Source organism: Pseudomonas sp. 1 (assembly GCF_056626735.1).
Window position 1 is genome coordinate 47,641 of sequence record NZ_JBWXMQ010000002.1, and the last position, 24,069, is coordinate 71,709.

At 61.1% G+C, this 24,069-nt stretch carries 23 protein-coding genes and 1 pseudogene; 8 read left to right on the forward strand and 16 right to left on the reverse strand.

What is annotated here, in order from left to right; translation table 11 throughout:
• Positions 1-20 precede the first annotated feature (20 nt).
• On the reverse strand, positions 21-1,544 hold the full coding sequence (locus tag AC1MDC_RS03270; protein WP_085697210.1) for a fumarate hydratase: 1,524 nt from the start codon (positions 1,542-1,544) through the stop codon (positions 21-23).
• Positions 1,545-1,855: 311 nt separating this feature from the next.
• Here AC1MDC_RS03270 and AC1MDC_RS03275 point away from each other — a divergent pair, with 311 nt between their 5' ends.
• Genes AC1MDC_RS03275 through AC1MDC_RS03285 form a run of 3 tightly spaced genes read left to right on the forward strand, consistent with a single transcriptional unit; the run spans position 1,856 to position 4,669 of the window.
• Positions 1,856-2,962 carry a GGDEF domain-containing protein gene (locus AC1MDC_RS03275; RefSeq protein ID WP_234205889.1) on the forward strand — a complete coding sequence of 369 codons (1,107 nt, stop codon included), beginning with the start codon at positions 1,856-1,858 and terminating at the stop codon, positions 2,960-2,962.
• Positions 2,955-3,890 (forward strand): iron-sulfur-binding ferredoxin reductase, encoded by a 936-nt coding sequence (locus AC1MDC_RS03280; protein ID WP_480392507.1) that lies wholly within the window; start codon positions 2,955-2,957, stop codon positions 3,888-3,890. Before AC1MDC_RS03275 ends, AC1MDC_RS03280 begins: the two co-directional genes overlap by 8 nt.
• A 29-nt stretch (positions 3,891-3,919) precedes the next feature.
• Positions 3,920-4,669 (forward strand): enoyl-CoA hydratase-related protein, encoded by a 750-nt coding sequence (locus AC1MDC_RS03285; protein WP_480392508.1) that lies wholly within the window; start codon positions 3,920-3,922, stop codon positions 4,667-4,669.
• A gap of 249 nt (positions 4,670-4,918) precedes the next feature.
• Here the strand turns inward: AC1MDC_RS03285 and pyk are convergent, their stop codons facing one another.
• Complete coding sequence (gene pyk / locus AC1MDC_RS03290; protein ID WP_085697206.1) at positions 4,919-6,370, reverse strand: pyruvate kinase; 1,452 nt, start codon at positions 6,368-6,370, stop codon at positions 4,919-4,921.
• Positions 6,371-6,543: 173 nt separating this feature from the next.
• Here pyk and AC1MDC_RS03295 point away from each other — a divergent pair, with 173 nt between their 5' ends.
• Both AC1MDC_RS03295 and AC1MDC_RS03300 read left to right on the forward strand, forming a co-directional pair.
• Entirely contained in the window at positions 6,544-6,930 is a 387-nt protein-coding gene (locus tag AC1MDC_RS03295; protein WP_007951249.1) for a tetratricopeptide repeat protein, read from the forward strand.
• A 224-nt stretch (positions 6,931-7,154) separates the two neighbouring features.
• A complete protein-coding gene (locus AC1MDC_RS03300) occupies positions 7,155-7,514 on the forward strand; it encodes a PilZ domain-containing protein (RefSeq protein WP_108563106.1) in 360 nt (119 codons plus the stop codon).
• Positions 7,515-7,559: 45 nt separating this feature from the next.
• Here AC1MDC_RS03300 and AC1MDC_RS03305 read toward each other — a convergent pair whose 3' ends face one another.
• From AC1MDC_RS03305 to AC1MDC_RS03340, 8 genes are all read right to left on the reverse strand, one after another.
• The gene (locus tag AC1MDC_RS03305; RefSeq protein ID WP_234205887.1) at positions 7,560-7,964 is read right to left on the reverse strand and encodes a DUF6124 family protein; all 405 of its coding nucleotides are present in this window, start codon (positions 7,962-7,964) and stop codon (positions 7,560-7,562) included.
• Positions 7,965-8,508: 544 nt separating this feature from the next.
• Positions 8,509-8,724: a hypothetical protein gene (locus tag AC1MDC_RS03310; protein WP_115079009.1), complete on the reverse strand. Its 216-nt coding sequence runs from the start codon at positions 8,722-8,724 to the stop codon at positions 8,509-8,511.
• Positions 8,725-8,917: 193 nt separating this feature from the next.
• Complete coding sequence (locus tag AC1MDC_RS03315; protein ID WP_480392509.1) at positions 8,918-10,252, reverse strand: DUF58 domain-containing protein; 1,335 nt, start codon at positions 10,250-10,252, stop codon at positions 8,918-8,920.
• The gene (locus AC1MDC_RS03320) at positions 10,249-11,250 is read right to left on the reverse strand and encodes an AAA family ATPase (protein WP_227233343.1); all 1,002 of its coding nucleotides are present in this window, start codon (positions 11,248-11,250) and stop codon (positions 10,249-10,251) included. Before AC1MDC_RS03320 ends, AC1MDC_RS03315 begins: the two co-directional genes overlap by 4 nt.
• The gene (locus AC1MDC_RS03325; protein ID WP_480392510.1) at positions 11,247-12,413 is read right to left on the reverse strand and encodes a DUF4350 domain-containing protein; all 1,167 of its coding nucleotides are present in this window, start codon (positions 12,411-12,413) and stop codon (positions 11,247-11,249) included. The genes AC1MDC_RS03320 and AC1MDC_RS03325 overlap by 4 nt, the downstream gene beginning before the upstream one ends.
• The gene (locus AC1MDC_RS03330) at positions 12,410-13,954 is read right to left on the reverse strand and encodes a DUF4129 domain-containing protein (RefSeq protein ID WP_480392511.1); all 1,545 of its coding nucleotides are present in this window, start codon (positions 13,952-13,954) and stop codon (positions 12,410-12,412) included. Before AC1MDC_RS03330 ends, AC1MDC_RS03325 begins: the two co-directional genes overlap by 4 nt.
• Positions 13,941-14,918 (reverse strand): stage II sporulation protein M, encoded by a 978-nt coding sequence (locus AC1MDC_RS03335; protein WP_480392512.1) that lies wholly within the window; start codon positions 14,916-14,918, stop codon positions 13,941-13,943. The genes AC1MDC_RS03330 and AC1MDC_RS03335 overlap by 14 nt, the downstream gene beginning before the upstream one ends.
• Positions 14,915-15,640, reverse strand: a complete 726-nt coding sequence (locus AC1MDC_RS03340) for an RDD family protein (protein ID WP_480392513.1) — start codon at positions 15,638-15,640, stop codon at positions 14,915-14,917. Before AC1MDC_RS03340 ends, AC1MDC_RS03335 begins: the two co-directional genes overlap by 4 nt.
• Positions 15,641-15,820: 180 nt before the next feature.
• On the opposite strand from AC1MDC_RS03340, the gene sbcB reads away from it, so the two are divergent.
• Positions 15,821-17,251 carry an exodeoxyribonuclease I gene (sbcB, locus tag AC1MDC_RS03345; RefSeq protein WP_480392514.1) on the forward strand — a complete coding sequence of 477 codons (1,431 nt, stop codon included), beginning with the start codon at positions 15,821-15,823 and terminating at the stop codon, positions 17,249-17,251.
• A 101-nt stretch (positions 17,252-17,352) separates the two neighbouring features.
• Here sbcB and mvaT read toward each other — a convergent pair whose 3' ends face one another.
• Positions 17,353-17,730 carry a histone-like nucleoid-structuring protein MvaT gene (gene mvaT, locus AC1MDC_RS03350; RefSeq protein WP_007951234.1) on the reverse strand — a complete coding sequence of 126 codons (378 nt, stop codon included), beginning with the start codon at positions 17,728-17,730 and terminating at the stop codon, positions 17,353-17,355.
• A 339-nt stretch (positions 17,731-18,069) separates the two neighbouring features.
• Here mvaT and purU point away from each other — a divergent pair, with 339 nt between their 5' ends.
• Together purU and AC1MDC_RS03360 are read left to right on the forward strand one after the other, a co-directional pair.
• Positions 18,070-18,918, forward strand: a complete 849-nt coding sequence (gene purU / locus AC1MDC_RS03355; RefSeq protein WP_011335666.1) for a formyltetrahydrofolate deformylase — start codon at positions 18,070-18,072, stop codon at positions 18,916-18,918.
• Positions 18,919-18,976: 58 nt separating this feature from the next.
• The gene (locus AC1MDC_RS03360; protein WP_007951232.1) at positions 18,977-19,153 is read left to right on the forward strand and encodes a hypothetical protein; all 177 of its coding nucleotides are present in this window, start codon (positions 18,977-18,979) and stop codon (positions 19,151-19,153) included.
• On the opposite strand, the gene gpgF is transcribed toward AC1MDC_RS03360, so the two are convergent.
• The 5 genes and pseudogenes from gpgF to AC1MDC_RS03385 form a co-directional block, all read right to left on the reverse strand.
• Positions 19,137-20,135 (reverse strand): glucosaminyl phosphatidylglycerol flippase, encoded by a 999-nt coding sequence (gene gpgF, locus AC1MDC_RS03365; protein ID WP_227233334.1) that lies wholly within the window; start codon positions 20,133-20,135, stop codon positions 19,137-19,139. The two genes, AC1MDC_RS03360 and gpgF, sit on opposite strands and share 17 nt — an antisense overlap.
• Complete coding sequence (gene gpgD / locus AC1MDC_RS03370; protein WP_480392515.1) at positions 20,132-20,908, reverse strand: N-acetylglucosaminyl phosphatidylglycerol deacetylase; 777 nt, start codon at positions 20,906-20,908, stop codon at positions 20,132-20,134. Before gpgD ends, gpgF begins: the two co-directional genes overlap by 4 nt.
• Positions 20,901-22,013, reverse strand: coding sequence for an N-acetylglucosaminyl phosphatidylglycerol synthase (gene gpgS, locus AC1MDC_RS03375; RefSeq protein ID WP_085697187.1), 1,113 nt, complete (start codon positions 22,011-22,013; stop codon positions 20,901-20,903). The genes gpgD and gpgS overlap by 8 nt, the downstream gene beginning before the upstream one ends.
• Before the next feature lie 159 nt (positions 22,014-22,172).
• The gene (locus AC1MDC_RS03380) at positions 22,173-22,937 is read right to left on the reverse strand and encodes a methyl-accepting chemotaxis protein (protein ID WP_480392626.1); all 765 of its coding nucleotides are present in this window, start codon (positions 22,935-22,937) and stop codon (positions 22,173-22,175) included.
• Positions 22,938-23,030: 93 nt separating this feature from the next.
• Positions 23,031-24,062 (reverse strand): annotated as a pseudogene (locus AC1MDC_RS03385) (HAMP domain-containing protein); the annotation flags it as partial.
• Positions 24,063-24,069 lie beyond the last annotated feature (7 nt).

A 24,069-nucleotide genomic window follows, 5' to 3' on the forward strand; every position in this document is an offset into this window, starting at 1 on the left:
TTCACAAGCAGATGAAGTGCTTACTGCACTTCCACCGCCAGGCTTTCGCTGATCTTCTGTTGCCAGATCGCAGGACCGGTGATGTGCACCGACTCACCTTTGCTGTCCACCGCAACGGTGACCGGCATGTCCTTGACCTCGAACTCGTAGATCGCTTCCATGCCCAGCTCGGCGAACGCCAGAACCTTGGACTTCTTGATCGCTTGCGCCACCAGGTAAGCGGCACCGCCGACGGCCATCAGATACACGGCCTTGTTGTCCTTGATCGCGTCGATGGCGGTCGGGCCGCGCTCGGACTTGCCGATCATGCCCAAAAGGCCGGTCTGCTCAAGGATCTGGCGGGTGAACTTGTCCATCCGCGTGGCGGTGGTCGGGCCAGCCGGACCCACCACTTCGTCACCGACCGGATCAACCGGGCCGACGTAGTAGATGAAGCGGCCTTTCAGATCAACCGGCAGGGTTTCGCCCTTGTTCAGCATCTCGACCATGCGCTTGTGCGCAGCGTCGCGACCGGTGAGCATCTTGCCGTTGAGCAGGACGGTTTCGCCCGGCTTCCAGCTCTGCACCTCTTCCGGGGTCAGGGTGTCGAGGTTGACGCGACGGGCCGACGGGCCGGCTTCCCAGACGATTTCCGGGTAGGCGTCCAGCGGTGGCGCCTCCAGCGAAGCAGGGCCGGAACCATCGAGCACGAAGTGCGCGTGACGGGTCGCGGCGCAGTTCGGGATCATGCACACCGGCAGGGAAGCTGCGTGGGTCGGATAATCCATGATTTTCACGTCGAGCACGGTGGTCAGGCCACCGAGGCCCTGGGCGCCGATGCCCAGCTGGTTAACCTTCTCGAACAGCTCCAGACGCATTTCTTCGATGCGGTTCTGCGGGCCACGGGCTTTGAGCTCGTGAATGTCGATGGACTCCATCAACACTTCCTTGGCCATCACAGCGGCTTTCTCGGCGGTGCCGCCGATGCCGATGCCCAGCATGCCCGGTGGGCACCAGCCGGCGCCCATAGTCGGAACGGTCTTGAGTACCCAGTCGACGATCGAGTCGGACGGGTTGAGCATGGCCATTTTCGACTTGTTCTCGGAACCGCCGCCCTTGGCCGCCACGTCCACTTCCACGGTGTTGCCCGGAACGATGGAGTAGTGGATGACCGCCGGGGTGTTGTCCTTGGTGTTTTTACGAGCGCCCGCCGGGTCGGCGAGGATCGAGGCACGCAGGACGTTTTCCGGCAGGTTGTAGGCGCGGCGCACGCCTTCGTTGATCATGTCGTCCAGGCTCATCGTCGCGCCATCCCAGCGCACGTCCATGCCCACACGCACAAACACGGTCACGATGCCGGTGTCCTGGCAGATCGGCCGGTGGCCGGTGGCGCACATGCGCGAGTTGATCAGGATCTGCGCCATCGAGTCACGGGCCGCTGGCGATTCTTCGCGCAGGTAGGCTTCGTGCATCGCCTGGATGAAGTCCACGGGGTGGTAGTAGGAAATGAACTGCAGGGCGTCGGCAACGCTCTGAATCAGGTCGTCTTGCTTGATCACGGTCATGAGTCGCGCTCCTCTAAAAGACGGGAACATTCAATAAGGTGCCTGCGGCTTGGGTGCATCGGTCGGTCGCAGACACCTTTCAAGGCACGCCGGGGCTGCTGGCGCGACGCTAAAAAGGCGCGGCAGTATACCGCGCCTCGGTGCCGGGCACATCTGCCGGGAGTCATTCGTTGGTCGCATGGCTGCAGGTTTTTGACGCCAAATACCCGGCCCGAAAATCAATGGTCATTTATCGACCGGGCCACTAAAGTGGCAGCCGGTCTGTAGAGTAGGACACTCGGTCAGCCTCTTATCGCACGGTGAGTCAACGATTGACCCATAACGCCATTCAACGTCTTTTGCTCAAACGCTTCGCCCTCGCTGCAGCCACCTATGGATTGGCTTTGCTGCTGCTGTGGCTGGCGTATTTCACTGGTCACTACAACGATTCGCTGGCCGGCGTCGCCGTCGGCAGCGCGCTGGTGGTGATCAGCCAGGCGACCCTGTTCGCGGTGTTTTTTTCGGGCGCCAACCTGCGCTTCTCCGATCCGAGCCTGACTGAAGCACAAGTATTGCTCGGCCTCGGCTGGCAGACGTGGCTGATCGCGCATCTGGAGGAAGCCCGGGGCGAGTTCCTGGTCTTTTATGTACTGATCCTGTTGTTCGGCCTGTTCCATCTGTCACGCCGGGCATTCGTGCGCTGCGCGATGCTGGTGTTCTTCAGTTTCTGCGCCATCACCTTGTGGGACGGCTATCACTTCCAGTTACCTGACCCGGCGCTGGCCGCGTTGCAGGTGTGCCTTCTGCTGATCGTGCTGGTGTGGCTGGTGATCTATGCCCGTTTCGTCCAGACCTCGCGGCAACGCATGCGCCAGCGCCGGTTCGCCTTGCAGGCGCATCAGGACACCCTGCGCGGGATGATGCGCCAGCTCGAAGATCTGGTCGCCACCGACGAACTGACCGGGCTGTTCAATCGCCGGCATTTTCTGCGCCTGGCCACCCGCGAGCTGAACGCGATGGAGGCCGACGTGGTACATGGTCTGGCGCTGATCGACCTCGACCACTTCAAGCGCATCAACGACCTGCACGGCCATGCCGCCGGCGATCAGGTGTTACAAGCGTTCGCCGGGGTGGCCGGTGCCTGCCTGCGCGACGGCGACGTGCTGGCGCGTTATGGTGGTGAAGAATTCGTGGTGCTGCTGCCCGATTGCAACGCCGAGCGCCTGACCGCCTGTTGCGAACGCCTGCGCATCGCCTTCACCGACGTTGAACTGGTGGGCCTGAATGTGAAAAACCTGAGTCTTTCGGCCGGCATGACCTTGCTGGAACTGGGCGATGATCTGGACGAAGCCTTGCAGCGCGCCGATCAGGCGCTGTACCGGGCCAAGCGTGACGGGCGCAACCGTTGCGCAGCGGCGTGGGAGAACGTCGATGCCTGAACTGCGGGTCGGTGAGCGACAGTGGTCGGTGGCGGCGGGCAGCAATCTGCTCGATGCTCTCAATCAGAACGGTGTAGCGGTGCCTTATAGCTGCCGCGCCGGCAGTTGCCACGCGTGTCTGGTGCAATGCGTGCGGGGTTTGCCTGCTGACAGTCGTCCGGATGCCCTCAGCGCGGAGCAACGCGATCAGGGCTGGCGCCTGGCCTGTCAGTGTCAGGTGATCGAGGATTTGCAGGTGCACACCTTCGATCCCGTCACCGATGGTCGTCCGGCCACGGTCGAAGCGCTGGACTGGCTCGGCGACAGCGTGTTGCGAATGCGCCTGACACCCCAGCGGCCGTTGCGCTACAGCGCCGGCCAGCATCTGGTGCTGTGGGCCGGCCACATCGCGCGGCCGTATTCGCTGGCGAGCCTGCCGGAGGAAGACCGCTTTCTTGAGTTTCACGTTGATTGCCGCGAGCCCGGCGAATTCAGCGATGCCGCGCGCCGCTTGCAGATCGGCGACCCCATCCGCCTCGGCGAACTGCGCGGCGGTGCGCTGCATTACGACCCTGACTGGCATGACCGGCCGCTGTGGCTATTGGCCGCCGGTACCGGGCTCGGCCCGTTGTTCGGGGTGTTGCGCGAAGCCTTGCGTCACGATCATCGGGGCGCCATTCGTGTCATTCACCTGGCCCATGATGCCGACGGGCATTACCTGGTCAAACCCCTTGAGGCACTGGCCGCGCAGCGGGAAAACCTCAGCGTCGAATGCTGGACGGCGGCCGAGTTGCCGGGCGCTTTGGCGCAACTGCGCCTTGTCTCCCGACAAACCCTGGCTTTAGTCTGCGGCTCGACTGCCAGCGTCGACGCGTTTGCCAAGCGTCTGTTCCTGGCCGGACTGCCGCGCAATCAACTGCTGGCCGATGTCTTCCTCAGCCGTGATTGAGCGCTGAATTCCCAGACGCGAGACCTGCCATGCCCGAAGCCATCCTGCTGCACCGCGAACGCGGTTTGCTGACCCTGCGCCTCAACCGCCCGGACAAGAAAAACGCCCTGACCCGCGCCATGTACAGCCAGTTGGCCGAGGCGCTGAAACAGGCCGGCAGCGACCCGGAAGTCAACGCCGTGCTGATCACCGGCAGCACCGAGTGCTTCACCGCCGGCAACGACATCGCCGACTTCATCCAGCAACCGCCGGGCGACCTCGACAGCCCGGTGTTCCACTTCATGCTTGAACTGCTCGAATGCCGCAAACCGGTGATCGCTGCCGTGGCCGGGGCGGCGGTGGGGATCGGCACCACGCTGTTGCTGCATTGCGATCTGGTTTATGTGGCGCGGGATGCGCGGTTGCGCATGCCGTTCGTCAATCTCGGGTTGTGCCCGGAGTTCGGTTCCAGCCTGATCCTGCCGCGATTGCTCGGGCAGGCCAAGGCGTCGGAACTGTTGCTGCTCGGTGAAGGTTTTACCGGTGAGCAAGCGGCGCAATGGGGGATTGCCACCGAAGCGCTGGGCAGTGGCGAAGCCGCATTGTCCAGGGCGCGGGAAATGGCGCTGCGGTTTGACGAGCTGCCGGCGGAGGCGGTACGCATCAGCAAACAATTAATGCGCGCGCCGGATCGGGAATTGATTCGCAAGGTGATCGAAGAGGAGGGGGCGTTGTTCACCCAGCGGTTGCGCTCGCCAGAGGCGTTGGCGGCGCTGACCGGGTTCATCAAACGGCATTGAAATATTTGCCGACTGCCGACTACCGACTGCCGACGCGCACCTGGCGCTCGCACCCCGAACACTGATCGTTCCCACGCTCTGCGTGGGAATGCAGCCCGGGACGCTCCGCGTCCCATGCCGAAGCGGACGCGGAGCGTCCATTAAGGCATTCCCACGCAGAGCGTGGGAACGATCAACAAAATCCAACCCAGAAATGAAAAAGCCCCGCCATTCACATGGCGGGGCTTTTCGTTTTCAGCAACCGGTCACTCAGACCTGCGGGTCGCCCACGTGCAGGATCTTCATGCCGTTGGTGCCGCCGGTGGTGTGGTAGCTGTCGCCCTTGGTCAGGATCACCCAGTCGCCTTTCTCCACAACGCCGCGCTTGACCAGCTCGTCGATGGCTTTCTGGCTGACTTCGTTCGGGGCCAGCGACGCCGGGTCGAACGGCACGGTGTACACGCCACGGAACATTGCCGCGCGGGCCTGGGCTTCGCGGTGCGGAGTGAAGCAGTAGATCGGCACCGACGAACGGATACGCGACATGATCAGCGGGGTGTAGCCGCTTTCGGTCAGCGCGATGATCGCCTTGACGCCCGGGAAGTGGTTGGCGGTGTACATGGTCGCCAGCGCGATGCTCTCGTCGCAACGCTCGAATTCCTTGCCGATGCGGTGGCTGGACGTCTTGCTGGTCGGGTGCTTTTCAGCGCCGACGCAGATGCGCGCCATCGCCTGCACGGCTTCCAGCGGGTAAGCGCCGGCAGCGGATTCGGCCGACAGCATCACGGCGTCGGTATAGTCGAGCACGGCGTTGGCCACGTCGGACACTTCGGCGCGGGTCGGCATCGGGTTCTGGATCATCGACTCCATCATCTGGGTCGCCACGATCACCGCCTTGTTGTGGCGGCGTGCGTGCAGAATGATTTTCTTCTGGATGCCCACCAGCTCGGCGTCGCCGATTTCCACGCCCAGGTCACCACGGGCAACCATCACAGCGTCGGAAGCCTTGATCAGGCCGTCGAGGGTTTCGTCGTCGGCCACGGCTTCGGCGCGTTCGATCTTCGCCACCAGCCAGGCAGTGCCGCCGGCTTCGTCGCGCAGTTGACGGGCGTAGTTCATGTCGGCGGCGTCACGCGGGAAGGACACGGCGAGGTAGTCGACTTCCATTTCAGCGGCGAGCTTGATGTCGGCCTTGTCTTTTTCAGTCAGGGCCGGTGCGGTCAGGCCGCCACCGCGACGGTTGATGCCTTTATGGTCGGACAGCGGGCCGCCGATGGTCACGACGCAGTTCAGCTCGGTGGCGGTGGCGGTTTCAACGCGCATGACCACGCGGCCGTCGTCGAGCAGCAGCTCGTCGCCCACGCCGCAGTCCTTGACCAGGTCCGGGTAGTCGATGCCGACAACCTGCTGGTTGCCTTCAGTCAGCGGATGGCTGGTGGAGAAGGTGAACTTGTCACCGATCTTCAGCTCGATGCGCTTGTTGGCGAATTTGGCGATGCGGATTTTCGGGCCTTGCAGGTCACCCAGCAGGGCGACGAAGCGGCCGTGCTTGGCAGCGAGGTCACGCACCAGCTTCGCGCGAGCCTTGTGCTCGTCGGGGGTGCCGTGGGAGAAGTTCAGACGGGCGACGTCCAGGCCAGCCAGAATCAGCTGTTCGAGAACTTCCGGCGAGTTACTGGCCGGGCCAAGGGTAGCGACGATTTTGGTACGACGGACGGACATGCAAAGACTCCTCAAGTTCAAGCGCCAGCGAAGGCTACTATGCTCTTGGGGTGTAGTCATTGTTCGTTTGCACTACTTAATACTTTCTTTATTGAACACGGCAACTTTGGGACAAACGCGCCTGAAGATTTCCGACCAGGGGTCGATACAGAGCACAAGACAGGAGAACCCCCATGCGATTCGTGCCCATTGCCGCCCTTGCCCTCAGCGTCCTCGCCGTCACGGGCTGCACCCGTTGGTCGATGAACCATCATTTGAACAACGCTTACAGCGCCTATGACCGGGGCAACTGCGAGCAGGTGATGCTCGAGCTGTCCAAGGTCGAACGCGCCAGCCGGGCCCGCCCTTACGTGTGGCCGGAAGTCTCGATGATGCGCGGCCAGTGCCTTGAGCGGCAGAAAATGTTCGTCGATGCGGCGCAGACCTACCAGTTCATCATCGCCTCGTACCCCAACAGCGAATACGCCTACCGCGCCCGTGCGCGTCTGGAAACCCTGCAGAGCCTGGGTCACTACCCGACTCGCAGCGCAGCCGCCGTGGTGCGTCCAACCCGATTCTGATGGCGGTTGTCATACAGAGGCTGGCTGCTTGTATAGGGTGAGCTATAGTCGAATGACACTGGTGCAGATCGGTATCGGTATCGGTATCGGTGCAACACCTGCGACTGGCGTGAGATGCACTTGGCGAGCACCACACCGGGAGTGGGGAGAGCGGGTCTGACGCACAGTCCCGTTCCGAAGCGAGAGTGCGGCTCTGTGATAGAGCCTTGCATGGCGAAATGCGTATGTTTACCGACCGTCGAATCGAACGACATCAGCTGCCGTATTTTCTGCGAGTGTTCAACAGAGTCACCGACAAACCCATCGGTTTTCTGGGCAACGTGTCCGAAGATGGTTTGATGCTTATCAGCCAGTTGCCGATGATGATTGGTGCCGAGTTCAACTTGCGCCTGAAAATCCCCTTGGGCGAGGGCTGTCAGCAGGTCATAGACCTGACGGCGTGCTGCCTGTGGTGCCACGAAGACGCGACCCCTCGACACTACGACGCCGGCTTCAGCCTGTACCGGACGCCGCCCGAGTATGGGCAGCTGGTCGAGGCGTTGAAGCAGTACTTCAGTTTTCAGCCGTTGCCGGCCTCGGCCTGAAAACCAAAAGGGCCACAACCTGCTGAAGGTTGTGGCCCTTTTTTCTTACTCTCTTATTGCAATCGCCCGTTCGTTATCCAGTGTCTTCTCCACCAGCAACAACCCTAACTCACTCAACTGATAGATAGCCATCGCCAGATGTCTCGGCTTGTCGTCCAGGCTGTCTGCCAGATCCAGCAACAGAATGCTGACCGAGGAAAAGGTTTCGTAGGTTTGGATGGCGATGGCTTCTGGGTTGATGTCCGGATCGACCTTGAACATCTGCATGCCACGATCCACGGAATTGCGTGATTTTTCAGCTTTGGGGTTGAGGTAGAAGTCGAGGGCCCGATGAGCCGCGTCGTGGAGTTTTTTTGAATCGACGGAGGCATAGGGGGAGATTGGATCGGTCTGATCAGTCTTGTCAGTTGGATCGATATCCGAAGGCGGATTTGGTGTTGCTTTGAACATACCTAACTTCCTAATAAGTTGGGCTGTTACCGCTTCGCGACTAAGCGAGGGGGTGGCAGCTGTAAGCAGGTTAGTCGACCGGGGAAGTAGGCTTTTTCCGGCGTGCCCGGGGGCACCCTGCTCACAGCCACCATCGAGTGCAGGGATAGGGAATACCCGACTGGACGATGCGTTTGCAAACCTATCTTACCTCGGGCGACTAAACCCGGCCGCTGATTGGCAGCGACGTGATCAAGTTACGGGGCAACGCCAAGGTGCACAAGCCAGCGGATTCGCGCTTATATGTAGGCAAAAGCGTCACATGTTGTAGCCTCAATTCCACCGTTTTTTTGTTGTCCACAAAAAGCGAGAGAACAACAGTTTTGCATGTCTTTTGAGGTTTTTTACACGTGGGGCAGGGCCAGTGTAGTCGTAGGCAAAGGGGTTTTTTTAAGAACCGAGCAGTAAGCCCCCCCCCCCCCAGTTAATGATTGGTTTTAGAGGACACGAAGCATAGAAGAAATACATCAAAAGATCTTGGGCATAGGTGAAAGCCAGAAAGCTTTTAGCTGGGACGTTTTCCCTTCAGCTTGGCCAAACCTTGCTTGATGAAGCCAGCGTTTTCTCCAATTGTAAAAAGTGCTTCTCGGACGTTGTTTCCGGTCTCCACCATTCCCTGTGCTTCGACTTGGAGTACTAATTCCATCAGAGCGGCTTCCAAGCCAAGTTGATTCTGATACATCCTTTCCAGCACGTCTGATAGAGAGTATTGAGCGGCCATTTTTAGGCTCCTTTTTGCAAAAAACCAAGCATAGCAGTGGCATTTGCGAGTGTTAGTTGGCTAGCGACTTCTACTCAACTGATGAGCTGCATCAGCTTGTGATGCTCCGCGGGTGAACTGAGCCAGCTTATTGTTTAGGACATTTGATTTTCCTAATTTTAATCTGGCCCCCCCGTGTGAATTTCACAAAGTGTTAGCAGAGTGCTCCAGATTTTTTCCAGTTCAGATATAGAGATACGAGCTCTGCGCCCAATCGTTCGGGACGAGTGTCCAGCACCACTATCCCCTGAGCGTCCAAGCGCTGATGAACTGTAGCTCGGGCGTTCAGGTAATCCACAGTCGCGCAGTAAGCAAGCGCTTCCTGCAAGGTTTGCACTGTCGCCAGTTGCGAAGGATCAAAGGCCTCCTCGCGTATACAGAGAACCAGCACCTGATGCTGTTGGCTCAAGTGTTTGATGGCGCTCAGTAGATCTTCATCATCCTCATCACGAAGGTTGGTCATCAATATGACCAGCGCTCGACGCTTCTGCCTCGCCAGCAACTGATTCACCGCCGCCGGATAATCCGCCGAACGTCGCGTGCTATCCAGATCGTAAACACCGTTGAGCAACACCTTGATCTGCCCTGCACCCTTGGCCGGCGCAATAAACCGCGGCTGGACACTGGCGAAGGTGAACAACCCCACCGCATCCCCCTGCCTTAAAGCCACATGGCTCAACAACAGACACGCATTCAACGCATGATCAAAATGCGACAGCTCTCCATCCTGACTGCGCATGTTCCGCCCGCAATCAAGCATGAAAACAATCTGCTGATCCCGCTCGTCCTCGTACTCTCGGGCAATCGGCGTGCGGTGGCGGGCGGTGGCTTTCCAGTCGATCTGGCGCAGGCTGTCGCCTTCGCGAAATTCCCGCAGTTGATGGAATTCCATCCCCTGCCCACGGCGTTGGCGCTGGCGTATGCCGAGCTGGCTGAGCCAGTTGTCGACCGCCAGTAACTGGCCGCCGTAGAGGCGGGCGAAGTCGGGGTAGACGCGGGTGTGGTCGGTGATGTTCAGCAGGCGTTTGCCGGACCACAAACCCAAGGGGCTCGGCAGGTTGAGCTCGCAGGTGTCGAAGGTGAAGTGGCCGCGTTTGAGCGGGCGCAGGCGATAGCCGATCAGGCTGCTCTGGCCCGGTTGCAGCTCGGTGTCGAGTGGCAGGTTTTCGAAACTCAGGCCATCGGGTACGTGATCGAAGATCTGAATGGCCAGTGGTTGGTCGAAATCATGTTCTACCTCCAGCCGCACTTCGCTCCAGCGACCTAATGCCAAGCTGCCGGGCATCTGTCGTTGCACGCGGGGCGAGGGCAGGCGCCTGAGGCGCAGCGCGTCCAGCAGGCTCAGCGCGAACAGCGCCAGCAGCAAACCCCAGTTGATCGACAACAGGCTCGATGGCACTTCCACATCCAGCGCCTGTAACGCGCCCAGGACAATGCCGATGGCCAGCAGAATTGCCAGCCAGATCAACAAACGACGCGAGGGTTTCACAGGCGCGGCGCCGGTACTTGGTCAAGCAGTTGCTGAAGGACTTGATCAACTTGCAGTCCTTCGATGTCCAGTTCCGGTGCGAGGCGCACCCGGTGACGCAGCACCACCAGCGCGCAGCCCTTGATGTCGTCCGGGATCACGAATTCGCCACCGCGCAACAAGGCCCGGGCGCGGGCGCAGCGCACCAGTGCAATGGAGGCGCGAGGTCCGGCACCGAGGGTCAGCCCCGGCCAGGTACGGGTGCTGCGCGCCAGGCGCACGGCGTAATCGAGCACTTGATCGTCCAGCGGCAAATCACTGGCGATGCGTTGCAGGGCTTGCACGTCCTTGGCCTGCAACACGGTGCGCAGCGGCTGCACGTCGAGCATGTCGGCGCGGGTCGAGCGGCTGACCTGCCGCACCATGTCCAGCTCCTGATCGGCGTCGGGGTAATCCATGCGCACCTTGAGCATGAAACGGTCGAGCTCGGCCTCGGGCAGCGGGTAGGTGCCTTCCTGTTCGATCGGGTTTTGCGTGGCGAGCACCATGAACGGCTGGGCTATCGGCAGGGCGCGACCTTCGAGGGTGACCTGACGTTCCTGCATCGCTTCGAGCAGGGCGGCTTGCGTCTTGGCCGGGGCGCGGTTGATCTCGTCCGCCAGCAGCAGGTGGGTGAACAACGGGCCTTTGCGCAGTTTGAACTGCTCGGTCTGCAGGTCGTAGACCGCGTGGCCGGTGACGTCGCTGGGCATCAGGTCCGGGGTGAACTGGATGCGCGCAAACTCGCCGCCAAAGCACTTTGCCAAGGCGCGTACCAACAAGGTTTTGCCGAGGCCGGGAACGCCTTCGAGCAGCACGTGGCCGCCGGCGATCAGCGCGGTCAGCACGTCGTCGATCACCGGGTTCTGGCCGATCAGCGCTTTCTGCAATTCGCCGCGCACTGCTTGGGCCAACTGACTGGCTCGCTGGCGTTGCTGGGCCGCGTGGCCGGGCGAGCCGGGTTCTATGTGTTCGGTCATAGCGTGTTCCTCAAGGCTTGCAGGTGGGCGACCTGACGGCAGAATTCGGCGTCGGACATGCGCCGCTTCGGTGCCGGGCTCAGGGCCTGGCTGATGGCACGGGTCGGCTGGCGGGTCAGACGCGACAGCACCAGCCATTGTTCGGCGACATTCAGTTGATCGAAACCGGGATGACGGTGACGGGCGCGGCGCAGGACGTCCTGCTGCAACGCTTGCAGCAAGGTCTGTTGTCCGTTGTGACGCAGGATGAAACCAGCACTGGCGCGCAGGTGTTCCATCAACTGCCGACGACTGCGCGGGGCGGGCGCCTGCACCGGGCCGTGACGCACGCCGACATGCCACAGCCACAGACCGATCAGCGCGAGCAGGGCGACGATGGCTTGTGGGAAATAGCGCCAGAGCAGGGTCGGCAGACTGTCGTGTTCAGTGTTGTACAACAAGGTCACGGCGGTGTCGGCGCTGAGGTACCAGAGCAGCCAGGCATTGTCGTGTTGCGCAATCGCCGGGGTTTTCCACAGGTCGGCATCGGTGACCACGGTGATCGTGCCGAGGCCGAAAGCCAGTTGCATCATGTGTGTGGCTTTCGCGCTGTTGGCCCAGGCCTGGGCGAGGTTTTTCGGGTCGTCGAGGTGGAACGCGGTGTCGAATCCGGCATAGGCCGGGGCGTCTTCGTCTTCCAGGTAGAGCTTGGTCAGATTGGGGTATGGATCTTCGGCGGCATCCGGTGGCGTTCCCTCGAGATCCTTGGTGAAGGATTGATGCAGTTGCACGCGGTCGAGCAGCAGGTCGTTGCTCTGGCCGGTCTTCTCATCCCAGATCGATTCGGCGACGAACACCAGCCTTCCGCCGGCCCGGGCCCAGTTCAGAGCCTGATCGACCTGACGCGGAGTCATTTTCGAGCGGTCATTGAACATCAGCAGTGTGTGCTGGCGCGGATCGATGTCGGGCAACACGGCGAGGCTTTCGGCGTGAGTGACCTCGATTCCGCGTTCGCGCAGAAACATCTCCGCCGCCAGATAAGGATTGGCTTGCGCGGCGGGGGACGGGCCATGATCGACTTCGGCCTGGTAAGGCGTGGCCATGAGGTACAGATAAATGCCCAGCGCACCGAGCAGGACGACGATAAGCGTGCCACCCGAAAGCCAGAGCGCACGCCGGTTCAACGGGCGACTCCCTGGCCAAACAGGGACCGCCAGCCATCACACAATTGCTGTTGCAGATGCGCCGCCGGTACGCGGTGCCCGTAGGCCATGTTCTGCCAGTGGCCTGTGAGGTGACGGCTGTAGGCGAGCAAGTCGGGACGCTGCAACTGTTCGATCCGGGCCAGCACTTCGTTTTCGGTGTCCGCAGGTTTCAGGGTCAGGTTGAAGTCGTGCAACAGATGACTGAGCAGTGCCCGGTACAGCAGGCCCAGTGCTGCGCGCGGCTCGGTTTGCCAGAGCTGTTCCGCGTGGCTGGCGATGTCATCGGGCAGGCTTTCCTTTTGCAGATCCAGCCCGAAGGCCTGTTGCGGCAAAGGCCTTTTGATCTGTTTGGGCAAGCGTGGACGGCGGCCGACGAACCCTTGCAGAAAATCCCGATAGCGCCAGACCAGCCAGCCAATTCCGGCGATCAGCGCGCCCCACAGCACGACTTCGATCGCCTTGGCGAGGCCCTCGAGGTGTCGGCCGTCCAGCCAGTCGAGCAGGGTTTTCAACCATTGCGGTGCTTCGCCTTCCTTGTTTTTTTCGGCAGCAGCGGGATCGTCGCCGAAGCGATAACGGGTGACGGTTTCCTTGTTCTTGAACGGCGGTTGTTCGAGCAAGGCCTTGATGCTGTCACGGGATGTCTGACTGGTCAGTGGCTGATTCAGGAGCCGGGGCGCATCCGGCGCGGTGTCAGGTTCGGCGGCCCATGCCGAGGGCACTCCCGGCAGCAGCAGGCACACCACCAGCAGCAAGCCGATCACGCTGCTGTTCAAACGCTGGCGCAAACGGCGGAACACCAGTTCGATGTCCCAGGCTTCGAGGACGGTGCGGCGGTTCAGGTAAAGACTGAAACCGCAGGCGACGTAGATCGGTTCCCAGATCACCAGGATCAGCGCATAGAACGCATTGGTCAGATGCTCCAGCCAGCGCCATTCGTAGTCGGGCGCGAAGATCAGGCTTTGCCAGTCCCAATCGGTTTCGACCTGTTGCGGCAGTAGCAGGTAGAACAACACCATCAGGCCGATCCACAGCGCCGTTTCCAGATGCACACCGATGATTGTCAGCCACTGCGCGGCGCCGGCGTTGCGTTGCAACAGCACCTGCAAACGCTGCTGGCGGGCGTTACCGTCGAGGCCTTCGAGTTGCAGCACGGGCAGCAGGAAGCTACGACTGAGGCTGAAGCGGCGCCAGGTCAGACTGGCGAGCAATTGTGGTTTGAGCAGACGCGGCCATTGGCGCAAGGCCTGTTTAAAGGTGGGTGTTTCGCCGAACAGCGCCTTGGAGAGGATGTACAACGGCAAGCGTTCGTACGCCGGTTTCAGCCACCAGAAGATGAACACGGCCAGCGACGGTGAATCCCACAACAGCAGGCTGAGCACCGCGAACAGCGGCAGGGTGACGATGGCCCAGCTGGTCATCAGCAGGCGCCGATGTTGCTGGCTCATGAGCACGCCCAGATCCATGGCTTCCCAGGTAGTGCGCGGACGGATTGCCACAGTTGCGTCACTCAGGCGCATGGCGGGTCCTTCCGGCGAACAGCAGATAGATCGCCACGCCGAGCCAGAGCCCGGCGCCGACCAGGTATTTGGTCTGCGGCGAAAACCCGATGCGTGACGACCAATACGCCTCGATAAACGCGGCGATCAACAGAAACAGCATGACCCCACAGATCAGCAGTACGCTCTGGCGCGCCGAATGTCTCAAGGCCTCGCCGCGCGTCAGGCGTCCCGGTGCTATCAGCGCCCAACCCAGTTTCAACCCCGCTGCACCGGCCAGGACAATCGCGCTGAGTTCAAATGCGCCGTGGCCGATCACGAACGGCCAGAAAGTCTGGCCAAAGCCGATCTCGGTGAGATGCCCGGCCACCGCGCCGATAGTCAGACCGTTGTAGAACAGGAAGAACGCGCTGCCCAGGCCCAGCAGCAAACCGCTGGCAAAGGTCTGAAAGGCGATGCCGATGTTGTGCATGATGTAGTAGCCGAACATCACCCAGTTTTCACTGGCGGCGCGCTCGGCCGAGCGCCCGAGGTGGCCGGCGACCGGATCGTACATGCCTTGCATCTCGCGCACCTGCTCGGCGGGGATAAGGTTGTAGATCAATTCGGGATTCAGATACACCAGTACCCCGAAACCGGCCAGGCTGCCGAGGAACAGCAGCCCGGCCACCAACACGAAAGGCCATTGCGCGCGAACCAGCCGGGGGAACCCGGCGAAGATGAAGCTCAGCAGGCTGGAACCAGTTTGCCGGCGATGACGGTAAAGCTGTTGATGGCCGCGCAGCACTTGCTGTTGCAATGAGTCGACGAGAAAACTGCTGTAACCACGTTCCTGCGCCAGCGCCAGATGCTGGCAGATGCGTCGATAGGCCTTGGGAAATTCTGCGACCTGCGACGTGTCCTTGCCTCGTTCGAGACGTTCGAGGGCGAGGGTGAAACGCTCCCATTCGGCCTTGTGGCGGGTTTCGAAAAGGCTTTGCTTCATGTCGGACCCAACAGGCCGCGAGCGATGCCGTTAAGCTCGCCAACGGCTTTCGGCGCGCTGATGTGCAGCGGTTGAGCGAGCAATGCAGCGAGTTCATTGACCCGCGCCGTCGACAGTTCCCCCTGGCGTTCGGCGAAAGCGAGCAGGGCGCGTTGTTCAGTCAGGGTCAGCGGAATCTGCGAGCGGCGGGGTTCGGCATCGGGCAACTGCGGGCGCTGGAGCGAGCGTTCGCTGTAGATCACCAGCGTGCCGGCAGCGATGTCGCCCAGGCGTTTGAAGGTCGGGTGTTGCAGGCAACTGATCGCCCCGAGGAAATAGCCGAAGGGCATCAGGTCGACAAAACGCAGCAGGTTGCGCAACAGGGAGGCTGACCAGCCGACCGGCGTGCCATCGTCGTGCACCACCCGCAGGCCCATCCATTGCTTGCCCGGCGAGCGGCCCTGACGCAGCACTTCAAACAGCACCATGTACCACCAGCTCACCCCGAACAGCAGCAGTGATCCGAGGCCTATGCCGAGTTTGCCGAGCAGCGCCAGTAACATGAAAAGCAGTCCCAGGATCAGCCCGCGCAACCCCAGATCGATGGTGTACGCCACGGCGCGCACCATCAGGCCGGCGGGGCGCAGCGGCAGGTCGATGCCTTCCGGCGTTTCGACCTTGTGCCGCGTGTCCAGTGGCGGGGCCAGCGATGCTTTCCTTCGCGGTGCTGTGGTCTCGAGCATGGGCTACCTGATGTTGCCGGATCGGGATGCAAGTGCGTCCGATGCTAGCAGTCTCTCGGGGGGAAACGACATAACTATGTCATACACATTCTTCAACCAAAGGTGACTGAATGATGCGGTGCTGGCCGCGACGACGCTTGAACGCCTAGACTTTGCCGATCTTCAGTTCAGGAACCGCCCGTGACTTCCATTTTCTGGTACGACTACGAAACCACCGGCATCAACCCCCGATGCGATCGCCCCTTGCAGGTGGCCGGGATCCGCACCGATCACGAACTCAACGAAATCGACGCGCCGGTCAATCTCTACTGTCAGCCCAGCGAAGACATCCTGCCGCATCCGGCGGCATGCGCGATCACCGGCATCACTCCGAGCCGCCTCGCCGAGCAAGGCTTGAGCGAAGCCGACTTCATGACCCGGGTCCATGCCCAGCTCGCAGCTCCTGGCACTTGCGGTGCGGGATACAACACCTTGCGCTTCGACGACGAGATGACCCGCTATAGCCTGTACCGTAACTTTTTCGATCCCTATGCCCGTGAATGGCAGGGCGGCAACAGCCGTTGGGATCTGATCGATGTGGTGCGCGCCGCCTACGCATTGCGCCCGGATGGCCTGGTCTGGCCGACCGATGATGAAGGCAAGGTGACGCTCAAGCTCGAACGACTGACCGCCGCCAACAACATCGATCACGGCAATGCCCACGAAGCCTTGTCGGATGTGCGCGCCACGATTGCCCTCGCCCGGTTGATCCGCGAGAAGCAGCCGAAGTTGTATGACTGGCTGTTCCAGTTGCGCAGCAAACAGAAGGTCATGGACCAGATTCGTCTGTTGCAACCGATGGTGCACATCTCCGGTCGTTTCTCCGCTGCGCGCAGTTATGTCGGCGTGGTGCTGCCGCTGGCCTGGCATCCGCGCAACAAGAACGCGTTGATCGTTTGTGATCTGCACCTGGATCCGCAGGGTCTGCTCGACCTGGATGCCGAAACATTACGTCAGCGCCTGTACACCCGGCGTGACGACCTGGCCGAAGGCGAGTTGCCGGTACCGCTCAAACTCATCCACATCAACAAGTGCCCGGTGGTGGCGCCATTGTCGGTGTTGCGTGCGAACGATCAACAGCGTCTGGGTCTGGACATGGCGTTGTATCAGGCGCGTGCGTTGCGACTAAGTGACGCACAACAAGTTTGGAAAGATAAAGTCTCGGCGATTTATGCCAGCGAAGATTTCACCTCGAGTGACGATCCCGAACAGCAGTTGTACGACGGATTTATCGGTGACCGTGATCGTCGTTTATGTGAGCAAGTGAGAGCGACCGATCCTGCTCAATTGGCGCGAGAGCAATGGCCGTTCGATGACGAACGTTTGCCTGAATTGTTGTTTCGATATCGAGCACGTAACTTTCCCGATACGTTGAGTTTCGAAGAGCAAGAACGCTGGAAAATCTTTTGCCGGCAACGCTTGTCCGAGCCGGAGTGGGGTGCCCCTAATACCTTGCAATCTTTTGCCGAGGCGATGCAGCAATGGTTGCTTAGTGCTGCGCCGATGCAGGCCGAGGTGTTGGTTGAATGGCAGAACTATGTCCAGGCACTGCGCAAACGTTTGGATCTTTGAAATCGAACATGTTCGGCGCTTGAATGCCGGGCATAAAAAAACGCCAGCATTCGCTGGCGTTTTTTTGTGTCACAGAAGCGCTCTGCGACGAGGGTTGCGGCTTAGCCCAGCAGGGTAGCCCAGCCTTCAACCACGTCACCGCCCCACTTGGCTTTCCACTCTTTCAGAGTTTTGTGGTTGCCACCTTTGGTTTCGATGACTTCGCCGTTGTGCGGGTTTTTGTATTGTTTAACTTTGCGAGCACGCTTGGTGCCGGTAGTTTTGGCTGCGCCGCCACGTGGTGCCTTGGTTTTGGACTCTGGATCCAGCAGCGCGATGATGTCGCGCAGGGATTTGGAATATTCGCCCATCAGTGTGCGCAGTTTGCCTTCGAATTCCAGCTCGGCTTGCAGTTTGTCGTCTTGCGACAGGTTTTTCAAACGGGCTTGCAGCTCTTTGATAGCTTCTTCGGTGGCACGATATTCGTTGATCAAGGACATGATTACTACCTTATGTGGGAGTGCGCGATGGCAGGGGACAGTGCGGCAATAATAGTCAGGCTGTTTCATCAAGTAAACATTTAACCGGGGTTTTTATTTGAATTAGTTACGTTGAAAAGCCCGGAATTGAATGTTCAGTTAAATATTGTGATGGAGTCTTCGCAGATATTCACACAGGTCTGCACATGCAGGGCTATTGCTACGCCATCATTCTGGCGTTTGCAGGCGTCAAAAAAATTGCGGCGGGCTGTCGGGAGGCTCCGAGGGTCATCAATACTGCAGTTTTCCCGCGCAGTCGCTAGAATGGCCGCCTTTGCGAAGTTCTGGAGTTTCCCCCTCATGCGCACTTTTCGGTTGGTGATTTCTTGCCCGGACCGCGTAGGCATCGTTGCCAAAGTCAGTAACTTTCTGGCGGCCCACAATGGCTGGATCACCGAAGCGAGCCACCACTCGGATAACCAGGTCGGCTGGTTCTTCATGCGTCACGAAATACGTGCCGATTCCCTGCCTTTCGGTATCGAGGTGTTGCGCGAGAAGTTTGCACCGATCGCCGAAGAGTTCTCGATGGACTGGCGCATCACTGACACCGAGCAGAAAAAACGCGTGGTGCTGATGGCCAGCCGCGAATCCCACTGCCTGGCTGACCTGCTGCACCGCTGGCACAGCGACGAGCTGGATTGCGAGATCTCCTGCGTGATCTCCAACCACGACGACCTGCGCAGCATGGTCGAGTGGCACGGCATTCCTTATTACCACGTGCCGGTCAATCCGCAGGACAAGCAACCGGCCTTCGACGAGGTGTCGCGTCTGGTCAAGCAGCACGACGCCGAAGTGGTGGTGCTGGCGCGCTACATGCAGATCCTGCCGCCGGACATGTGCCGCGAATACGCGCACAAGGTCATCAACATTCACCACAGCTTCCTGCCGTCGTTCGTCGGTGCCAAGCCGTACCACCAGGCTTCGATGCGCGGTGTGAAACTGATTGGTGCGACCTGCCACTACGTGACCGAAGAGCTGGACGCCGGCCCGATCATCGAACAGGACGTGGTGCGCGTGAGCCACAGCGACAGCATCGAAGACATGGTGCGTTTCGGTCGTGACGTCGAGAAGATGGTGCTGGCCCGTGGCCTGCGTTATCACCTGGAAGACCGCGTGCTGGTGCACGGCAACAAGACCGTGGTGTTCTGATTCAGGTTCGCTCCCGCGCAGAGCGCGGGAGCGATCCATGGACCGTGAGGAATGACCGATGAGCGATCCACTGGACAAAGCCACTTCCAAGGCCCCCGCCACCTTGGGTGAGGGCTGCCTGAGCCGCTATGACCCGGATGACCTGAGCCCGGAGGACGGCACGGAGTTTCCCGGCGCTGCCGAACTGTGGGAACAGCTCAAGGACGAAGAGGATGACCTCAAGAAGCCTGTCTGACGCTCAGCAGCTTTTTCAGCAACGGCCGGCCCAGCATCAATAGAAACACCGGGCCACCGACCAGCAGATAGAAGTAATACGTCACCACCCGCCAGATCAGGATCGCCGCCGCGGCGGTCGATTTGCCGACCATCGGCGCCAGCAGCGCCGCCGAGGTCAACTCCGCCGCACCGGCACCGCCCGGCAACAGGCTGAATTGCCCCGCACCCAGCGAAAGCATCTGGATCAGAAAGGTCCAGGCCCATTGCACATCCGCCCCCAGACCGCGCAACGCCAGATAAAGCACGCTGTATCGCAACGACCAATGCACGCAGGTCAGGACGAACACCTTGATCAATGTCTGCCAGGGCAATTTCAGCGCATCGGTGAAAGCCGCCAGAAAGTGCAGCAACTGCCGCGCCCAGCGCCGTCGGGTACGCGGTTCGACGTTCATCCCCGCCAGCAGGAGCCCGCTCAGGCGGATCAATCGACGGTGATAGCGCGCGACCAGCACGCAACTGAACAGGCCGCCGGTCAACGACAGGGCACTGACGATCAACAGCCACTCCATGCGGTCGCTGAGATGCTGGAACAGCGCGTAGATCAGAATCCCGCTCAGGGCGCAGAGAAAGAACAGCAGATCGCTCAATTGATCCATCGCAAACACGGCGCTGCCCCGGGCCGGACGAACGCCGCTGCGCGCCAGCAGCGCCATGATTGTCAACGGCCCCCCGCTGCCGCCGGGCGTGGCGCACCAAGCGAATTCGGCAGCCATCACCACCCCGAGACTTTTGACGGGCGTGACCCGGTCACGCTGATCGCCGAGCAGCAGCCGCAGGCGCAAGGTGTTGATGCCCCAGCACAACAGAACCATGGCGAACATGATCAACAGCCAACGCAGTGGAAATGCCTGCAGGCGCTCCCAGGTTTCGCCGCCCCCGAGCAGGACGGGAACCGCCACGGCCACCAGCAGGCCGATCAGCAAAAGAATGCCGCGGCTCAAGCGGCACGCTCGGCTTGAGTGCGCTGGCGCGTCAGCCAGTCGATTTTGGTCATGGGCACGCGTCCCTCCGCCAGCAGTCGTTCAAGGGTGCGCCACCAGTAATCCCGGGAAAACCGGTGGCGCATGTCCACCGGGTGCAAGCCTAGACGAATCACCGGCGCCTGACGCCAGCGCTGCTCACGCTGTTCGCTGATGATCTTCGACACCCCGCGACGCCAGGCACTGCGCGCGCTCCACACCAGTCCGGGGGCCTCGACCGCGGAGAAATCCGGCAAGTGATAAAGATGCTGCGGATCGCTGGTGTAGCGCAGCGGCAATTCGCGCAGTGCCTGGCGGGTGCCGGCGCTCATCAACCAGGCCGGGGCCACGAAACCGTGTAGTGGCCAGCCGTGGCGTCGAAACAGATCGATGCCCGGGAGCAGGCGGGCGAGGGCGGCTTCACGGGACAACTGATAGAACTCGCCTTCATGGGTGTAGATCCGGCGCATGAACCAGTCGCGCGCCGTGTGCGGGCCAGGCTCGGTGTCTTCATGAAAGTGGCCGTGCAGGGCCAGTTCATCGCCGCGAGCGACCCGCTCGTCGAGCATCCGACAAAACGCCGGATCGGCTTCAAGTGCATCGTGTCGATGGAAGTCCGGGACCACCAGCCACGTGATCGGAACATTGCCCAGCCGGTCAACGGCTTCGACGAACCCCCGATAATCAGCCCACGTGGAGGGCGCCACGTCATGCAGCACCAACATCAGCGCCGGGCGCTCGCGAGATTCAGCCATTGGCCACCCACGGAGCCGAATCGCCGAGCACGGCGTGGTAATGGCCCAACAGGCTATCGACCACCGTGTCCCAGGCGTAATGTCGTTCGACGTGTTGGCGCGCCTGTTGACCGAGTACCCCAGTCCCGCGACTGAACAGTTCGCGCACCGCATTGGCCATGGCTTGCGCATTGTTCGGCGCGCAGAGCAGGCCGCAGGATTCGCTGACGATTTCCTCGAATGCCCCGGCCGCCACCGCCACCACCGGAATGCCGCAGGCCATGGCTTCCAGAATCACCAGGCCGAAGGTTTCCTGATCGCCGGCGTGCAGCAAAGCGTCGGCACTGGCCATCAGTCGCGCGACCTGTGCGGCCGGGCAGAACCGGTCGATCACGCTGACGTTGTCCGGGACGGACGCCGGCATCGACGAGCCGACCAGCAACAGGTGATAGCGCGGGCCCAGGCGTTTCATGCAATCGAGCAGCACCGGCAGATTTTTTTCCTTGGAACCGCGACCGGCAAAGATCAACAGGCGCGTGTCCTCGGCTATCCCCAGTTCGCTGCGCAAGCCGGTATCGCGGGCATCAGGGTGGAAGGTGTGCAGGTCAACGCCCAGCGGTTGCACGTAGACGTTGCGCACACCCAGCCCGCTGAGCTTGTCGGCCATCACCTGGCTGGGCGCCAGCACCCGGTCGAAATTGCCGTACAACTTGCGCACATAGGCGTCGACATTCGGCGTGACCCAATGGCCCATGCGGTTTCCCACCAACAGCGGCAGGTCGGAATGGTAGAAACCGATCACCGGCACATCGAGTTGTCGACGCGCATCGAGCGCGGCCCAGGCGGTGAGGTACGGATCGCCGACTTCGATCAGATCCGGCTGCAGATCCTGCAGCACCTTGCGCCAGGGGGCCAGGCGCACGGGGAAGCGATAGCCTTTGCCGAAAGGCAGGGCGGGGGCAGGAACGGTGTAGACGCCGTCACGTTCGCCGAAATGCGCGCCGGGAATCAGCAGGCTGTGGCGGATGCCGGGTTTGACCGCCAACCGACGGTGCTTGGCATCCAGATAGGTGCGCACGCCGCCGCTGGCCGGGGCGTAGAACATGGTGATGTCGGCGATATGCACGGTGAACGGCCCTCCGCGTTGATCTCCCTTGGTTGACCCTTATCAAGAATAGATGTTCGGTCGGGGTTTCGCGGTGAGGCGCAAGGCCGGTTGCGGAGGGGTTGTTGGTCGTCTTCGTCAGATGGCAACGAACCGATGAAGACGACCGGCAGAACGGCTTTAAATACGGAAACTACCCACCAACTGCTTCAGTCGCGAAGCCTGCTGCTCCAGATCCGAGCAAGCACGCAACGTCGCCTGCAGGTTCTCGACACCTTCCTGGTTCAGCGTATTGATCTCGGTGATATCCACGTTGATCGATTCAACCACGGCAGTCTGTTCCTCGGTCGCGGTCGCCACCGACTGGTTCATCCCGTCGATTTCACCGATGCGCTGGGTCACGCTGTTCAAGCGCTCGCCGGCAAGGTTGGCGATGTCCACGCTGTCCTGGCTGTGGCGCTGGCTGTCGCTCATGGTGCTGACGGATTCGCGGGCGCCGACTTGCAACTCCTCGATCATGGTCTGCACCTGTTGCGCCGATTCCTGGGTGCGGTGGGCGAGGTTGCGCACCTCGTCCGCCACCACCGCAAAACCGCGCCCGGCTTCACCGGCCCGCGCTGCCTCGATGGCGGCGTTGAGCGCCAACAGGTTGGTCTGCTGGGAGATGCTGGTGATCACTTCCAGAATCTGGCCGATGTTCACGGTCTTGCTGTTCAGCGATTCGATATTGCTGCTCGATGCGCTGAGCATGCTCGACAGCTGATTCATCGCCTTGATGCTGCGATCCACCACTTGCTGACCGTCTTCGGCCAGGTTGCGGGCGTCGCTGGCCTGGGTCGAGGCCTGGGCTGCGTTGCGGGCGATTTCCTGGGCGGCGGCGCCGAGCTGGCTGATCGCCGCGGCCACGCTGTTGGTGCGCGAGGCTTGCTGGTCGGAGTTGTACATCGACGAGTTCGAGGCCGCGACCACGCGCAGGGCGACTTCGTTGACCTGGCCGGTGGCCGACGACACTTCGCGGATGGAGCCGTGGATACGCTCGACGAAACGGTTGAACGCGGTGCCGAGTACGCCGAATTCATCCTGGTTCTGGATGGTCAGGCGCTTGGTCAGGTCGCCTTCGCCGTCGGCGATGTCCTCCATGGCGCGGGTCATCACGTGCAGCGGCTGGATCAGGAAACGGATCAGCATGCCGAGCAGGGCGATGATAATCGCCACTGCAATTACGGTGGCAATCACGGCCGAGGTGCGGAATTCGCTGAGCATCGAGAAGGCTTTGTCTTTGTCCACCGACAGGCCGATGTACCAGTTCACCGATGGCAGGCCCTTGATCGGGGTGAAGTTGACGATGCGGGTCTTGCCGTCGACGGTGATTTCAGTGAAGTCGCTGCTGATGCGCGGGGTGTCCTGCGGATAGGCTTCCTTCAGTGACTTCATCACCAGGGCCTTGTCCGGGTGCACCAGAATCTTGCCGTCGGCGCTGACCAGGAACGCGTAACCCATGCCGGAGAAGTCCCGGGCGCTGAGGGTGTTGATCAGGGTCTGCAGGCTCAGGTCGCCGCCCACCACGCCCACGCTTTGGCCGGCCTTTTTCGCGGCGGTGGCGATGGAAATGATGGTCTGGCCGGTGGCCGCGTCGATGTACGGTTCGGTCAGGGTCGACGTGCTGCTGCTTTCCGCGCCTTTATACCAGGGGCGAACGCGTGGATCGAAACCGTCCGGCATCTTCGCATCCGGGCGGATGGTGAAGTGCCCGGTGGCATCGCCGAGGTAGGAGGCCATGAAGGTCGACGTCAGGGCTTTCTGTTCCAGCAGGCTGGCGACGGCGGACGGCTCGGGGTTGATGGCAATGTTCTGGGCAGCGTTCTCGATCAGCAGGATGCGGCCGCTGAGCCAGGTCTGGATGTTGTCGGCTGTAACCTCGCCCATCTCGTTGAGGTAATTGTCCAGGTCTTCGCGGATCGCATTGCGCTGCAACCAGTCGTTGTACAGCGTGAACGAAGCGAAGGCGGCAATGACAATGAGGGCCGCGGCAAGCAAAATTTTATGGCTGAAACGCAGATTTTTGTTCATGGCTTGG